The organism is Microcoleus sp. FACHB-672, from assembly GCF_014695725.1.
In the GTDB taxonomy this organism is placed as follows: Bacteria; Cyanobacteriota; Cyanobacteriia; order Cyanobacteriales; family Oscillatoriaceae; genus FACHB-68.
Genome location: NZ_JACJOU010000025.1, coordinates 64,975 through 78,944, shown reverse-complemented (window position 1 = coordinate 78,944; position 13,970 = coordinate 64,975). Strand labels below are relative to the sequence as shown.

The window sequence follows — 13,970 nt, the reverse complement described above, 5'->3', positions numbered from 1 at the left end:
GTGGATCTGCTTTGAAGTTACTCACCTTTTGGGGGCTTCGTTGCCTCCGTACTTGCGAAAATTAGTGTAACCACTCTTGACATTGTCGTGCTACTATGCCAATTGTTATAGCAAATTGCTAGATATCAATATTTAACCGATTTTCAACTGTCTCTAGAACCCGATCAGACAGCGGATATCTGGTGATGAAGTGAACCCTAGAGGCGGGCCGGCATTGACAGCGCAAATATCTTCACAGGTAAAAGCTTGACGAAGATTTTATCTGTCGGTAGTCTTTTTAGTTAGCCGATCAAAATCTTTTAAAAAAAGGTGATGATTTTACAATTTCTTGAAAAGATATGAGAAAAAACCAGAAAATTACCCACGCAGCACATAAAAAGATAGTCAATAAAAAACTAAATCGCTATGAATAGTAAATTACGCGCAAGCAAGCGCTGCGATCTAAACAACTGAGAGGTAGAAGATGGCTAGCTTCGCATCAGTCTCTCAGTCAGAATTAGGCCGGCGTCGCCAAGAGTTGCGGCGCTCAAGACGTGTAAAATTTTTTCAAAGGTGCTGGCAAACTGTGGCGGTTAGCTGTTTAGCCGGCGGCTTAATGTGGGTGTCAACCCGACCAGGTTGGGTCATTTATGAACCGGAACAGGTGGAGATCGAAGGCAATCAATTCCTTTCTGCTCAAACAGTTCGGTCGCTGCTGCCCCTCGATTATCCGCAATCGCTGATGCGGCTGCAACCCGAAGCGATCGCAGAAAAACTAGAGTCTGCCGCACCTATCGCCCAAGCCACGGTTACCCGGCATCTACTGCCGGCCGGCTTGACGGTGCGAGTCAAGGAACGCTATCCTGTAGCGCTTTCTCAACTGGCAGCTCCCGCTGAGGTCGTCGCCAACCCCAAAGCTGTGAAGGAAACGACAGACGCCCCCGCAGTTGCCCCAAAGCCAGCGCCGGCAGTCCCAACAAAGGTAGAAACCGCCTCGAATTTAGGCGTACTAGATAAAAATGGCTGGTGGACGCCTTTAAAAAGCTACACATCTTTTGATCGCACACTGCCTCTGCCCACGTTGAAAGTGATCGGCAACCCCGACGTGTACCGGAGTGATTGGCCACCCCTGTATCAAGAACTCTCGAGATCTCCCGTCAAGGTGTCTGAAATTGATTGGCAAGATCCCACGAATTTAATCTTGAAAACCGAGTTGGGAACCGTTCATTTGGGTCCCTACAGTTCCAAGTTTGCCGCGCAACTAAGCGCCCTCGATAAAATGCGTCAATTACCCAAACACCCGCGTTACACCCAAATTGCCTATATTGACCTGAAAAATCCCCAATCTCCTGCGATTAAACTGCAACAGGCTAACGTGCCGGCGCAAACGAAAGCGCCCTGAGCGAGCAAAGCCGTGGGACATTCTGGCTCGATTAACAAGCACAAGATCCTCTTACCGGCTGGCTTTGTCGCACTGAGTAATTTCCAACACTCAGCAACTCATTGTTATTGTTGGTTGAAAGCGCAACATATTCTATAGTTGACTAGAATTGCCTAAAGTTGAAGAGTTGTTTATTTACCGTTCTAAATTCCAATGACACTTAATAGTAAAATGGGACAAGAGCATGAAAGCCCGCATTCTCAAGGACAAGCAGGTTTTCCGCCGGCAGTGGACAACTCGAATCCTTTCGGCAACGCTGGATCATACGCGAGTCAAACTAGGGATGCAAAAAGCATGGCTGGGGAAGAATCTAGGGGTAGCGATATTGTGCCCAGCAGCATAGCTAGAATTAAAGTGATCGGTGTCGGCGGCGGCGGTGGCAATGCCATTAACCGCATGATTGCCAGTGATGTGTCAGGGGTGGAATTCTGGACGGTTAACACCGATGCCCAAGCTTTGACTCACTCGGACGCAGCCAGACGCTTACAAATCGGACAAAAGCTGACGCGTGGACTCGGTGCCGGTGGTAACCCGGCGATTGGCCAAAAAGCCGCAGAAGAATCTCGTGACGAACTCGCCAACGCGCTAGCGCACTCCGATTTAGTGTTTATTACAGCCGGCATGGGAGGCGGCACCGGCACTGGCGCGGCCCCCATCGTTGCGGAAGTGGCCAAAGAAGTCGGTGCCCTCACCGTTGGCGTCGTGACTCGCCCATTTACCTTCGAGGGACGTCGTCGCACCAGCCAAGCAGAAGAAGGCATTACCGCCCTGCAAAGTCGCGTTGATACCCTGATCATCATTCCTAACAATAAGCTGCTAGAGGTGATTGCACCCGATACGCCGGTGCAACAAGCATTTCGCTCTGCCGATGATATTCTGCGTCAAGGGGTACAGGGCATTTCTGATATCATCACCATTCCCGGCTTAGTCAACGTAGACTTTGCCGATGTTCGCGCCGTCATGGCAGATGCCGGCTCAGCCTTGATGGGCATTGGCATTGGCTCTGGCAAATCGAGAGCCGGTGAAGCCGCAATGGCAGCCATTTCCTCTCCCTTACTGGAATCTTCCATAGAAGGGGCGAAGGGCGTAGTCTTCAACATCACCGGCGGCACCGATCTCACCTTGCACGAAGTTAGCTCCGCAGCCGACATTATCTATGAAGCAGTCGATCCCAATGCCAATATCATTTTTGGTGCGGTGATTGATGAGCGACTGCAAGGCGAGATTAGAATTACCGTCATCGCCACTGGATTTACCGGCGAACCTCAAGCCAGCATTCCCCCGGCAAGGGTGGCTGTGCAGCCAAGAACCCCTGCGAAGCCGGCAACCCCACCGCCGCCTGCTGCTGCTCCTGCTGCACCAGAACCGCAAAAACAAGTGGGCGGGGACTTGGATCTGCCGGAATTTCTGCGAAAGCGGCGGCCCGCGAAATAAAAATTGAGAATTCGCTATTCTCAACACATTATTATTTAACTTTTCATCGCTCACAAACAGCCTGAGTCAGTCGCTATTCTGCGTTAAACCTGCATCTTCTGCCAGGTTTAAAATTCCATTGTATAAAACAGCAAGTGCCGATAGCGACAAACATCTACATATTGCTAGGCAACTTAAATGTTTGCCATCAGCCAACCGCACTCAGGCTGAACCTTCTAGTTGCCAGCGCAGCAATTCCTGCCGTAAATGCTTTCCCCATTCAGCCGCCAGAGAAACTTCTGTAAAAGGGACACGCACCGGCAGCGCTGAGTCTGCCAACAAAAACTCCAGGGCGGCAGATTTTCCTTGAGCCGGTGGTGCGTCCAAATCGCTGGGTTGACCGTCCACCAACAGCTGGAGCGAGCGGACATTCTTAAGAGAAAACGTTTGCAAATTCACCGGCCCTTGGCGCGTGGGTTTACCCCAAGTCAAATCGGTGCCGGTTTGGCCCAGAGCTGCATAAATATCATATTTAGACCGCTGAAACGGCTTCGCCCAAATGCGATAAGCTTCAACTTTTTGATATTCGTTCCAGCCGGCCCAACCCAACCAGAGAAAAACGCCCAACAGGGGCAACCACATTAAACCTCGTTCCATAAGCGGGAAAAAAATTAGGGACTAGGGACTAGGGTGTGTTTTCAAACCGAGAGATCCCCAAAACTGCACAGTCTGCCTAAAAAAGGGAGGCTGGGTGGATCTTCTTGGCAACAGACAGGTCTAATAGAGATTTAGAAAACACACGATCGGAAAGCGTGTTTTTCTAGGTATTAGCCACTCACTGCTATCCCCTAAACACACACTTTACACTTCAAGCTTTACCCTTAGCCACTAATCCCATACCCCACGCCCTATGCCCCATGCCCCATTTCCCATCTTTGATAATTCACAAACTGTAACCATCCCGCAATATCCCCTGCCAAAGAGATAAGCTTGAGTTATCTTAGTCAGCAGACCGGCGCTTAAATTAGAGGGTTTTCTATGAGAAAATTTTTTCTTCTGTGCCTATTTGTAATCGGGATAGGCTGGGCCTTATTTAACTTCAAGGGTTTAGCCACCCAAGGTACATTTGATAGCATTGTGCTGGATTTCCGCGAAGATATCCCAGCCGCTCAGATAGACAGCCAACTGGAGACAATTTCCCAAAAGTATAACGCTGCACCCCGCCTGAATAGCGAATATTCAGCCGCAGACAATGTTTACATTATTAAGGGCGACCGGCGATTACTGAAAACCCTAAGAAAGTCTGAACTGGCTAAGTCTACAGAATTTATTGAGCCGAATTATGTCTACGGGTTGCCAGAACAGACAAACGTTGCCTCATGGGTAGCCGGTGCAAACAACCGTCCTGGCGAGGCATACCCCACCTTAAAAGGCCCGAATGACCCCTTCTATAGCAAGCAGTGGAATCTCCGCAGCATTAACATGGAACGGGCGTGGGAGGAAACTAAAGGCAGCGGCGTTACCGTTGCCGTGATCGACACCGGCATCAGCGCAGTCCCGGATTTGGCCGATACAAAATTCGTTCCCGGCTACGACTTCGTCAACGATAAAGTCGCAGCAGATGATGATAACGGCCACGGAACCCACGTTGCCGGCACCATCGCTCAATCTACCAATAACAGCTATGGCGTCGCCGGCATCGCCTACGAAGCCAGCCTCATGCCGCTGAAAGTTCTTAGTGGCGGCGGTGGCGGCACCATCAGCGATATTGCCGAAGCGATTAAATTTGCCGCAGACAACGGCGCAGACGTGATCAACATGAGCTTGGGTGGCCCTGGTGAGAGCCAACTGCTGCAAGAAGCCATCGACTACGCCCACCAAAAAGGCGTGGTTATTGTTGCAGCCGCCGGCAACTCAGGTGATAATTCAGCCGGCTATCCCGCCCGTTATCCCAACGTGATTGGCGTCGCCGCCCTTGATGCCACCGGCAACAAAGCTTTTTACTCTAATTTTGGAGCCGGCGTAGACATCTCAGCTCCCGGTGGAGATACCAAAGAAGGTGAACTGGGGGGAATTCTACAAAATACCATCGATCCGCAAACCGGCGCACCGATTTTTGCGGCATATCAAGGCACCAGCATGGCATCTCCCCACGTTGCCGGTGTTGCTGCATTAGTCAAAGCCATTGGGGTTCAAGAACCCAGTGAGATTACAAACGTGCTGTTGCAATCAGCGCGGGTTGTCCAAGAAGATCCTCTTAACCATTTTGGTGCCGGTCAATTAGACGCTGCCAGTGCGGTTCAGCTAGCGACTCACGGGCAAATCACCTTCCGCGACTTCTTCCGCTGGCTGCGTGATAATGGTTATCTCAACCCTCGCTTCTGGTTGGATGGCGGTGCTGTAGCGCTGTTGCCCAAGGTAGCGATGGTATTGGGTTCCTACTTGTTAGCTTGGTTTTTACGCAGTTACTTCCCCTTCAGCTGGAGTTGGAGTCTGGGAAGCGGGCTAGTTGCCGGCAGTTCTGGGCTATTCTTCCTGCGCGGTTTGTACGTCTTCGACCTGCCGCAGTGGCCTTTCCGAGTCATGGGCAGTTCTCTTCCTGAACTGGGAAGTGCCGTTCAAGGCAGCAGTATGCTGAATCCCATTTTTGCCAGTGTGCTAATTCCAGGAATTCTCGTGGTGTTGCTGCTGGGTCATCCCCAGTGGAAATGGCTGGCAATTGGTACGACACTTGGCGTGGCGAGTTGTTTAGCCGTGAGTGCGGTGGTTTCACCGGCAGTTTGGGGATTGGGTGCCGGTGTAGGTGCCCGTAGTTTCCTGATTGTTAATGCCTTACTTTGCTACGGACTCGCCCGTTTAGCCGTTAAAACAGAAGGAGCAACCACATGAGTCTAACCGTAGAAGGTACAGTTGAACGCAAGGGCATGGGTCCAGGTGCGTGGGCGCTGGTGACGGAAAAAGGCGATTCCTACGAAATCCACCAAGGCGCACCCAATGATCTCCTAAAAGCTGGGCAAAAAGTTAAAGTCAAGGGTAAGGTGAGAGAAGACGTGATGACCTTGGCGATGATTGGCCCGGTGTTAGAGGTGACCAGCTTTGAAGTGATGAATTAGCGGCTGACTCGATAGACAATAGAGGCGCATTAACCTGCGTCTCTACAATCGCTAATCGTGTTTAAGCTGAAAGCCGGTAAAAAAAATCCCCGGACTCGATTAGCCGGGGACGTTCATCAGGGTGCATCTACCAATTTAATGTTCTTCACTTTGTGTCACTCATCAGGATAAATTGAAGAAAACGGGTTGCTAAATCTACTAAATTCTTTAGAGCCGCTGACTTTTTTTAACAGGGAATCTTCTATTTCGTTGGCGAAGACAAGTCGGGTGTAGCAATGGGAATCAACTTGTCAACGAAGTTTTAAATCTCGGTTTTGCTGCTAGATATACCGAGTTTGCTCAAGGAAAAAACAATTAATAAGATCGTTGTTTTGAGTTTCTAAATCTGGGGAAAGTACATCTGCCGAGCAAATTGATCCGGATGTGTTGATTAATAAAAAAAATCCCAACCTTGGTAAGGCTGGGAAAGTTTATCAGGGTGCATCTACCAATTCATTGTTCTTGGGGTTGATAGAGACATCCGGAAAATCTTTAGCGGCACAAACGCAAAATCTGAAAACAACAGCGCTGCCGGTAACAACTTGAATCTGAGGATTGAAAAAATTTTGATCGCTTGGAGGTAAAATTGTTAAGGCAGAGTTGGGAAATTTCTTTAAACAAAAAAGCCCCAGCTTTGTATGGCCGAGGCTATCAATCAGGGTGCATCTATTGTACTGTTCTGAGGTTAGCCATAGCGATCCGGATAAAACTGAGGGGTATTAGTAATAGCTGAAAAGTTGAGCCTAAGCGGTAACTTTTTTGCTTGGCAGATAGTCTCATCAGTGAGTTCCGGCATGGCCATTGCCTGAAAGAGCGCCTTGACATTTTTGGGATTTGTTAAGCGTTTGGGGCGACTGTGGCTGAAGCTACGAATACTAAGTTACCTTCTATGAAGGAACGAGCATATTGAGCGTAAAGGCCAACAGAACAGTTGAAGGTTAAAGTTAAAACTCGCCAAACTCTCGTAGGAGTGTGAAATAAATGCGATGTTTCAACGTTAACCTTCAGCCCTTGATTGAGGACTGGAGCAGGAGTACACTGACGCTGTGACTCAGGAATTAGAATTTCATATTTCTGTTACCCCAGTAGGGGGAAATGAATATCTGGTGCGGACAGAACGGGTAATCCCTGGCGTGCCCTTAGCTGAAGAGCAGGTGACTTGGCCGGTGGACGAGTGGTTGGCCCAAGCTCGTCACTTGATGAATGACCCATTGCTAGGTTTGTTGCAGGAAAATGCAACCCTGGCAACTGGTGAGGCATTAACAAACATTCAGGGAACCAAAACATCGAAAAAACGCGAACAAACTTACTTTTCTGCACAACAGGAAGATTTAGACGCAGATCCGGGTGAGGCTGCACGAGCGGTTAACTTAGTGGCCCTAGGCCGGCACCTGTACAATTACTTATTTCAAGGCACCTTACGCGACAGCTGGATGACGGCTCAAGGGATTGCTCAGCACCGGCGAGAAGTGCTGCGCTTGCGCTTGGGACTTAAAGGCAGCACCCTCCCTCGTCTCCCTTGGGAAGTGCTTCATGCCGGCAACCGCCCAATTGCCACCGGCACGGATGTGGTTTTTTCCCGCTATCAACCTCCGATTAAAGGGGTAAGCCAGCCTCCCCTAGAGGGACACGACAAAGAGCGCAATGCCACGACTTTAAAAATTTTAATGGTGCTTGCCGCTCCTACAGACCAACAAAGTCTGGAACTCAAGCGTGAAGCGGATCATTTAAAAAAAGAACTGCAAAGTCGCTCGTTCTCAAGTGCTGCCGGCCCTGCAATGCAACTGACAATCTTGGATCAGCCTGATCGCGCTTCTCTGACACAAGCGCTAGAACAAAGCAAATATCAGGTTTTTCACTATGCCGGCCACAGTAATTTAGGTGCGTCAGGGGGCGAACTTTATCTCGTCAGCCGAACCACCGGCTTGACAGAAACATTAAACGGTTATGATTTAGCCGGATTGCTGGCCAACAATGGCATCCAGTTGGCCGTGTTCAACTCCTGCCGAGGTGCCCACGCTGCCACCTCACACCCAACAGACGACACCGGAGAACGCAACCTAGCAGAAGCCCTCGTCAAGCGCGGAATACCGGCTGTGCTGGCAATGGCGGAACGCATTCCCGATGATGTTGCCCTAACGCTGGCGAGGCTGTTTTACCGGAACCTTTCCTCTGGCTTTGCTGTGGATCTGAGCCTGAGTCGGGCGCGGCAGGGACTGATTTCGGCTTACGGGTCTAATCAGCTTTACTGGGCGTTACCGATTCTGTATCTCCATCATGAATTTGATGGGTATTTATCTTCTCAATATCATGTAAACAGCTCTTTGTCAATGCCGGAAGAGGATCTGAGTTTACCGGCAACTCGGCAGGCAAGATCGCCGATCCCCTTCAATTCACAGGATGGAGATGATTTCGACCTGTATGGCGACTATGACGATGCAGAGGTGGAAGATACCTTTGATGACCTGGGATACGAGGATTATGGGGATGAAGAGGTTTCAGCCGACGAGTTAGGCTATGACGATTTGCCTGATGAAGAAGACGCTTCAGCGTTCGTGGCTGAGTTGTTTCGTAAGCTAGATATCTCAGATTCAGCCTCAGCCACAGCAGAACGGCAGATTCCTCCAGATGACGAGGAAGACTTCCGAGAAAGCTACCAGCCGGCACCCGTGTCGAAACAGCGACAATTGCCGGCAACCCCTAGCAGTGACCGGCAGCGTCAGGCGGAACCGCAAAATCAGCGACAGGCGGAGGCAGAAAAGTTGCCTCAAGCTCAAGTCAGCGCTCCCAAATCACCCTTTAGGCTTCAGAATTCACTCTCAAAGCTAGCGATCAGCTTTGTGGGCATTAGCTTGCTGGCGCTTGTGGGTTTATGGTCTTTTCGAGATCAAATCTTTCAGTCGAAACAGCCGGTAGAAAACTTAGCACCGGCAACCCTTTCACCGTCACCCACGGAGAATTTAAATCCCAGCGAACTGAAGAAAGCCAGCACTCCGCAAGTCGTTGCGAATGCGGTTGAACAGTTCAATAGGGGCAACCTAGTAGAAGGACAGCAAGCTGTCGAAGCATTGTTAGATCGGGGCGCACTACCACAGGCAAAGGCTGCTCTCGCCGCACTGCCGAATAAACAACAGGATGAACCGAGGATTAACTTTCTTTACGGCAGGTTGATCTGGCAGTTTGTCCAAGCCGGCAACAAAGATTACAGCGTTGATGATGCGCGCCGGCGCTGGGAAGCATCTGTTAGGCAGCAACCCAACTCGTCACTTTCTCAAACTGCCCTAGGCTTTGCCTACTACGCGGAAGGCAATTTGAATCGAGCCGGCCAAAGTTGGGGACAGGTTTTGAAATTGCAACAAGCAAATTCAGGGACTGCGACTAAACTGGTAGCCGATGGCAACCCACAAGGATCACCCGCTACCCCGGATTCATCCGCGAGTCGCGATAGTCTCACCGCTTATGCCGGTTCAGCCTTGATTCTGATGAAATCGGCCAAAAACCTACCCCCACAGGAACGGGTGGCAGTATTGAGCAAAGCGATCAAAACCCGCAACTATGTCATGTCTCAAGATCCGGTGAACTTTCAACAAGACGCCCTTGCCAAAAATTGGATGTGGTCAGAAGCTGCGATCAAGGACTGGCAGGCGCTTTTGCAATTGAAGGACGAAGAGTGAAGGGAGAGTGCTGAGTCCTCAGTCCTGAGTAGGAGAGGGGGAGAGGGGAAGAAATACATCCCCTCTATACCCGATGCCCCATGCCCCATGCCCAATCCCCCATCCCCCTATCTAGTTTCAAGTGCCAGTTGGATCAGTTGTTCGACTAATTCTGGAAACGGGATGCCGGTGGCTGCCCATAGTTGGGGGTACATACTGGTAGCGGTAAACCCTGGCATCGTATTGATTTCGTTAATTAATACTTCGCCGGTGGATTCAACATAAAAGAAATCTACCCGTGCCAAACCGGCAGCATCGACAGCCAAAAATGCTTGAATGGCCATTTCTTGAATTTTTTGGGTGACTGCCTCTGGCAGAGATGCTGGGATCGCTAAACCGGCAACTCCCTCGGTATATTTGGTTTCGTAATCGTAGAAATCACTTTGATAAGTAATCTCGCCCACAACCGATGCTTTGGGGTGATCATTGCCTAACACCGCGCATTCCACTTCTCTGGCGACAACACCGGCTTCAACAATAATCCGCCGATCATAGCTGGCGGCACTATCTAAAGCCGCTTCTAACTGTTCGCGGGAACGCACTTTAGAAATACCGACAGAGGAGCCTAAATTTGCCGGTTTGACAAAACAAGGATAACCGAGGGTTTGCTCAATTTCGTCGCAAAGTTTGGGAAAAACACAAGGATTAGAGAAGATTTGCGAGCGGTTAATTGCCATGTATTTTACTTGGGGCAAACCGGCATGACCAAACGCCATTTTCATGGCAATTTTATCCATCCCCATCGCTGAACCTAAAACCCTAGATCCCACAAACGGGACTTGCATTAATTTCAGCAATCCTTGCACCGTACCATCTTCACCATTTGGGCCGTGCAAAATTGGGAACCAAACGTCCACATCCGCCACTTGCGGGGGAGATTGCCAACGGTTGAGCTGTTGGGAAGTGCTAGGAATCAAGTCCTGGGAATCGGCTGGGGGAAGTTGGGCGGCAGGAGTTTGGGATTCTAATTGCAGGGGTTTTCCAGCCGTTAAAACTTGTTGTGCCACATCGCCGGCGTGCCAAATACCATCTTTTTGGATATAAATCGGCAGCAATTCATACTTGCCGGTGTTTTGCTCATCGCTCAAGGCGCGTGCAATTGCCCGTGCGGAACTAATCGAAACTTCATGTTCTCCAGATCGTCCACCAAATAACAGTCCGACTCGCAATTTTGTCATTTGTTAATTATCCTTTGTCCTTTGTCTTTTGCTTATGGGTAATGGGTAACAATGATGGATGATTAATTGCTCATCCCAATGACTTATTACTATTGCTAATTACCAATTACAGGGCTAAATTTCGCAGATAAACTTTGATATCTTCAAGCTCGCGGGTTCTGTTCGCTGGCACTCACTCCCACTGCCCCTCAGGGAGATAAGCTGGGGCAAATCCAATCACCCCAGAAGGTGATTCAGGATTGTACAAGAGTTCGTGAATCAATTCAACTGGCTTACGGATAGTCACCATTTTGCCCAGCATGACTCCAGATTGATTAGCAAAATAGGGCTGTAAGCACGCTGGTAACACGCCTACAGCCCTATTTGCAAAAATGGGTTCCCTGCTTTAATTGCCTAAATCAAGTTCACCCGTCAAACTAAACGCGCGAAATTCGGTAATTTTGACTTTCACAAGCTGACCTTTTAATTCAGCAATATTGCCGGGGAAAAATGTGAGCCGGTTGCCGCTTGTACGTCCCATCAATTGGCTGGGATCTTTGGTGTTTTGCTCCTCCACCAACACTTCCTCAATTCGCCCTAAATAGCGCTCTGAGCGTTCACCAGCTTTGATAGAAACCAGGTGATTCAGACGTTGCAGCCGGTCGGCTTTTACCTCTTCACTGAGCTGATTTTCCCACAAGGCAGCCGGTGTACCTGGACGCGGCGAATAGGCAGCCGTATTCACCAAATCAAACCCAATATCTTCCACCAGTTTGAGTGTTTTTTCAAACTGTGCTTCTGTTTCTCCAGGGAAGCCCACAATCGCATCTGCAGTGATAGAAGCATCGGGCATATATTGACGGATTGTGTCGATAATGCGGCGATATTTCTCGTGAGTATAACCCCGCGACATTGCCTTGAGGATGTCATTATCGCCTGACTGGAAAGGAATGTGGAAATGTTCGCACACTTTTGGTAACTCAGAACAGGCGCGGATCAGACGTTCTGTAAAATAGCGGGGATGGCTAGTGGCAAAGCGGAGGCGCTCAATTCCTGGCACATCCTGAACGTAGTGCAGCAAATCTGTGAGGGTGTGCTGATGCCGGCCTTCTGCGGTAGCGCCTGGTAAATCGCGTCCGTAAGCATCAATATTTTGACCCAACAGTGTCACTTCTTTATAACCCTGCCGGCCTAATTCTTCCATTTCCGCACGAATTGCTTCCGGTGTGCGAGATTGCTCAACGCCACGTACATTTGGAACAACACAGTAGGTGCAGCGCTCATTACAGCCGTAAATCACATTCACCCAGGCGGTAACATTACTGTCACGGCGCGGTTTAGTGATGTCTTCCATGATGTGAACCGGCTCAACTGCTGCCACCTGACTGCCGGCGAAGACTTGTTCGAGTAAGTCTCTTAGCCGGTTGGCGTGTTGGGGTCCCATTACCAAGTCAAGTTCTGGCACTCTTCGCAACAGCGCTTCCCCTTCTTGCTGAGCAACGCAGCCGGCAACGACGAGGGTGAGGTTTGGCTGCAGGCGCTTACGGTGAGCTTGTCTGCCTAAATAAGAATAAACTTTTTGCTCGGCGTTATCCCGAATTGTGCAGGTATTGTATAGAATCAAATCTGCATCGTTGGGGTCTTCTGACCACGCAAAGCCCATATCTTCAAGGATGCCAGCCATACGCTCGGAGTCGGCTTTGTTCATTTGGCAGCCGAAGGTTGTGATGTGATACCGGCGGGGAAGGGTAGTCATGGAAAGCGGGGATAATCTGTAAGGAGTTTGGCGCTAAAAGGCTGTAAGCGCGGCTATACGGGGGAAATCTGTTTCCTAGCACACAAACTAAATTATAGATTTTATTACTGCTCGAATGCGCTTTGTATTGGGGAAAGACTCGTATTGTGTCATTTATATCTGTTTTTGTCCGCAAGGGTAATTGTCTTTGGTATTTTCACTGGCCGGTTTCCCATTTACCCGTCTCTTGACATTTCTTAACAAAACTGCTACTCTAGCTTTCTTGAAAATACAAGGCTTTATTTAAGGCAAAGGAATAAAAGGCTAAAAATGCGTAAACAATTGACTTTGGCCTCAGCTTCTATTGTTTTAAGCAGTTTAATAATTTTTTTAAATGGTTGTTCAGACAAATCACAACCGGCAGCCGAAACTTCACCAACAGCTGAATCTACATCAATTGCTAAGTCTGAATCGTTGCCAGCTGCCACATCCTCTGAACCTTTGCCGGCAGTCACATCTTCTCCATCTGCCGGCTCTTCTCCAAGTGCCGAATCTTCTCCATCTGCCGGCTCTTCTCCAAGTGCCGAATCTTCTCCATCTGCTGAAGATCCACTATCTGCGGAATCTTCTCCAAGTGCCGAATCTTCTCCAACTGCTGAATCTTCTCCATCTGCCGAATCCGCTGTCGGCGCAGAATTAGCAGTAGAATCCGCAATTTTAGCCAAGCAAGATGAAAGCACCGGCAAGCTAGAACCGATTGAAAACGGAGTTTTTCAAAAAGGCGATCAAGTCAATCTGGTTTTAGTGAATGTTGGTAAATTTGAAAAAGGTGACGACGGGAAAAACCGCTTCGATTTAGATATTCAAGTCAAAGATTCTCAAGGAGAAGTGATCGGAGCACAAGAAAGCGTATTGGGTGATCAAGGACATATCGCTTTACCCAATGATATCGCTAAGTCTCCAGTGGGTTTTGTTGACGCAACAACAACTGAAAAATTAGACCCCGGTGAATATACGATAGAAATAACAGTGCGTGACAAAATCGGTGGAGACAGCGTCAGCAGAAGTAAAACTTTTACTCTTCAGTAAAAAGCAAAGCCTTGAAATTATAGAAAGTATAAAATCTTATCCCTCATTGTCCCAAACTTTGATGATAAGATTTCAAGGCTAATAAGCTTGCCGATAGTTATCCCAAATTCAGCGTAAGTGTTCATCGCTGAAGTTTCGTTTCTGCCTACAATAACAGCAGAGTAAGAAAAAACTTTTCGTTAGTTCAGTCTGTCGCTAGAAAATATCCGGAACTGGCTAAAGTCAAAACTGCGATGGAAGCAAACCCGTTAAAACCCCCTTACTCTGGAATTAGGGGGATAAATTGATAGG

At 49.0% G+C, this 13,970-nt stretch carries 11 protein-coding genes; 6 read left to right on the top strand and 5 right to left on the bottom strand.

Going from position 1 to position 13,970, the window contains the following annotated elements; all coding sequences use genetic code 11:
* Positions 1 to 463: 463 nt before the first annotated feature.
* Positions 464 to 1,381, top strand: a complete 918-nt coding sequence (locus tag H6F56_RS19865) for a cell division protein FtsQ/DivIB (RefSeq protein WP_190671617.1) — start codon at positions 464 to 466, stop codon at positions 1,379 to 1,381.
* Positions 1,382 to 1,573: 192 nt separating this feature from the next.
* Entirely contained in the window at positions 1,574 to 2,854 is a 1,281-nt protein-coding gene (gene ftsZ, locus H6F56_RS19860; RefSeq protein WP_190671615.1) for a cell division protein FtsZ, read from the top strand.
* A 201-nt stretch (positions 2,855 to 3,055) separates the two neighbouring features.
* Here the strand turns inward: ftsZ and H6F56_RS19855 are convergent, their stop codons facing one another.
* Complete coding sequence (locus H6F56_RS19855) at positions 3,056 to 3,490, bottom strand: hypothetical protein (RefSeq protein ID WP_190671613.1); 435 nt, start codon at positions 3,488 to 3,490, stop codon at positions 3,056 to 3,058.
* A 381-nt stretch (positions 3,491 to 3,871) separates the two neighbouring features.
* Between H6F56_RS19855 and H6F56_RS19850 the strand changes: the two genes are divergently transcribed.
* From H6F56_RS19850 to H6F56_RS19840, 3 genes are all read left to right on the top strand, one after another.
* Positions 3,872 to 5,722 (top strand): S8 family peptidase, encoded by a 1,851-nt coding sequence (locus tag H6F56_RS19850; RefSeq protein WP_190671611.1) that lies wholly within the window; start codon positions 3,872 to 3,874, stop codon positions 5,720 to 5,722.
* Complete coding sequence (locus H6F56_RS19845) at positions 5,719 to 5,946, top strand: hypothetical protein (RefSeq protein WP_190671609.1); 228 nt, start codon at positions 5,719 to 5,721, stop codon at positions 5,944 to 5,946. Before H6F56_RS19850 ends, H6F56_RS19845 begins: the two co-directional genes overlap by 4 nt.
* A gap of 1,085 nt (positions 5,947 to 7,031) precedes the next feature.
* Entirely contained in the window at positions 7,032 to 9,659 is a 2,628-nt protein-coding gene (locus H6F56_RS19840; protein WP_190671607.1) for a CHAT domain-containing protein, read from the top strand.
* A 107-nt stretch (positions 9,660 to 9,766) separates the two neighbouring features.
* On the opposite strand, the gene H6F56_RS19835 is transcribed toward H6F56_RS19840, so the two are convergent.
* The 4 genes from H6F56_RS19835 to H6F56_RS19820 form a co-directional block, all read right to left on the bottom strand.
* A complete protein-coding gene (locus H6F56_RS19835; RefSeq protein ID WP_190671605.1) occupies positions 9,767 to 10,876 on the bottom strand; it encodes a D-alanine--D-alanine ligase family protein in 1,110 nt (369 codons plus the stop codon).
* Positions 10,877 to 11,048: 172 nt separating this feature from the next.
* Complete coding sequence (locus tag H6F56_RS19830; RefSeq protein WP_190671603.1) at positions 11,049 to 11,225, bottom strand: hypothetical protein; 177 nt, start codon at positions 11,223 to 11,225, stop codon at positions 11,049 to 11,051.
* A 36-nt stretch (positions 11,226 to 11,261) separates the two neighbouring features.
* Positions 11,262 to 12,611: a tRNA (N6-isopentenyl adenosine(37)-C2)-methylthiotransferase MiaB gene (miaB, locus tag H6F56_RS19825; RefSeq protein WP_190671601.1), complete on the bottom strand. Its 1,350-nt coding sequence runs from the start codon at positions 12,609 to 12,611 to the stop codon at positions 11,262 to 11,264.
* 278 nt (positions 12,612 to 12,889) lie between these two features.
* Positions 12,890 to 13,105, bottom strand: coding sequence for a hypothetical protein (locus H6F56_RS19820; RefSeq protein WP_190671599.1), 216 nt, complete (start codon positions 13,103 to 13,105; stop codon positions 12,890 to 12,892).
* Between H6F56_RS19820 and H6F56_RS19815 the strand changes: the two genes are divergently transcribed.
* A complete protein-coding gene (locus tag H6F56_RS19815; RefSeq protein WP_190671598.1) occupies positions 13,092 to 13,679 on the top strand; it encodes a hypothetical protein in 588 nt (195 codons plus the stop codon). The two genes, H6F56_RS19820 and H6F56_RS19815, sit on opposite strands and share 14 nt — an antisense overlap.
* The last annotated feature ends 291 nt before the right edge of the window (positions 13,680 to 13,970 follow it).